Origin of the sequence: Caldisalinibacter kiritimatiensis (genome assembly GCF_000387765.1) — a bacterium.
Taxonomy (GTDB): Bacteria; Bacillota; Clostridia; order Tissierellales; family Caldisalinibacteraceae; genus Caldisalinibacter; species Caldisalinibacter kiritimatiensis.
Genome location: NZ_ARZA01000038.1, coordinates 1 through 1,504, shown reverse-complemented (window position 1 = coordinate 1,504; position 1,504 = coordinate 1). Strand labels below are relative to the sequence as shown.

Genomic DNA, 1,504 nt, shown 5'->3' with positions numbered 1-1,504 from the left:
TAGCAAGTTTTTAACTTGCGACTCCGAAGCTTGCCATTTCAATGGCGAGTAGTTCACTGGATTTAAATACTTTGGAAATACTTTTTTACTTAATCTTATTATGGGTATATTCATATTTTTATGGTTCTTGTTATTAATTATTCCAGGATTTATAGCATTACTTAAATATTCTATGGCTTTTTATATTATGAGGGATAACCCAGAAATAGGTCCATTAGAAGCAATAAGTCAAAGTATAGAAATGATGGATGGACATAAGATGAGACTTTTTGTATTAGTATTAAGTTTTATAGGATGGTTTTTACTAGGAATTATAACATTTGGGATAGGCTTAATATGGGTAATCCCATATTATAGAACTACAATAGCGAATTTTTATCAAGATTTAATAGGAAATGAAAACTATAGTGTTGAATAGATAAAAGGTCAGGGAAATCCTGACCTTTAGTGCTATTGTTTCCACTTTAAAAATTTCATTTCTATGATAGCTACACCTTGATACATGATTGCTGCAATTACAGCTAAAATAATTACACTCATCATAACTAAATCTAGCTTAAAAACTTGCCCACCATATACTATTAGGTATCCTATACCTGCCTTTGATACTAGGAATTCACCAACAATTACACCTACCCACGATAGTCCAATGTTAACTTTTAAGGTACTTACCACAGTTGGAATACTAGATGGTAAGCTTACTTTTCGTAAGATTTGGAATTTATCTGCTCCAAAGGTTTTAAGCATCTTTATTTTATCTTGGTCTACATCTTTAAAGGCATTATATACATTCATGATGGTTATTACTATTGAAACTGTAATAGCTGTGACAATGATACCAGAATATCCAGCACCAACCCAAAGTATGATTATAGGGGCTAGAGCAGTTTTTGGTAGACTGTTAAGTACAACTAAATAAGGGTCTAATACTTTGGCTATAAAGTCTGACCACCATAATAATATTGCTATTAGTATACCTAGGATAGTACCACATGCAAAACCAACTATAGTTTCCATTACTGATATTCCAATGTGTTCGAATATGGAGCCGTCATTAACTAATTTTATAAATAGATTCCATATATCGCTAGGATAACTAGTTAAGAAGGTATCTATCCATTCTAATCTAGCAGCTACTTCCCATAATATTGTTGCTGATATTAAGATTAATATTTGAGTAATAAATATCATTCTTTTTCTTTTTTTCATTTTTTTAATGTATTGTTCATGTTCTTTTGAAACCTGTTTATAGATATTATTATTAATATCGTTTTTATACATGAACATCCAGCTCCTTCCAAATTTTATTAAAGTAGTGTCTGAATTCAGGAGCTTCTCTACACTTCATAGGTGTTCTAATTCCAGCTGGACACGTTAGTTTAATAGGTATAATATCTTTTATTGTTGCTGGACGTTTAGATAGAACAGCAACTCTGTCTGCCATAGATATAGCTTCTGCTATGTCGTGTGTCACCATTATTGCAGTTTTTCCTTCTTTTTTTAG

2 protein-coding genes and 1 pseudogene are annotated in these 1,504 nt (G+C 31.2%); 1 reads left to right on the top strand and 2 read right to left on the bottom strand.

All coding sequences use genetic code 11. From position 1 onward, the window contains the following. Positions 1-100: 100 nt before the first annotated feature. Entirely contained in the window at positions 101-418 is a 318-nt protein-coding gene (locus L21TH_RS01050; RefSeq protein WP_052002624.1) for a DUF975 family protein, read from the top strand. A 32-nt stretch (positions 419-450) separates the two neighbouring features. Here L21TH_RS01050 and L21TH_RS01045 read toward each other — a convergent pair whose 3' ends face one another. Both L21TH_RS01045 and L21TH_RS01040 read right to left on the bottom strand, forming a co-directional pair. Continuing rightward, positions 451-1,287 (bottom strand): ABC transporter permease, encoded by an 837-nt coding sequence (locus L21TH_RS01045; protein ID WP_278244273.1) that lies wholly within the window; start codon positions 1,285-1,287, stop codon positions 451-453. Beyond that, a pseudogene (locus L21TH_RS01040) lies at positions 1,274-1,504 on the bottom strand (spermidine/putrescine ABC transporter ATP-binding protein); the annotation flags it as partial. The pseudogene L21TH_RS01040 and the gene L21TH_RS01045, both read right to left, overlap by 14 nt.

Bases quoted from the DNA above. Each gene is read 5' to 3' on its own strand.
- L21TH_RS01045 (WP_278244273.1), bottom strand. From the start codon at position 1,287: ATGTTCATGTATAAAAACGATATTAATAATAATATCTATAAACAGGTT.
- L21TH_RS01050 (WP_052002624.1), top strand. From the start codon at position 101: ATGGGTATATTCATATTTTTATGGTTCTTGTTATTAATTATTCCAGGA.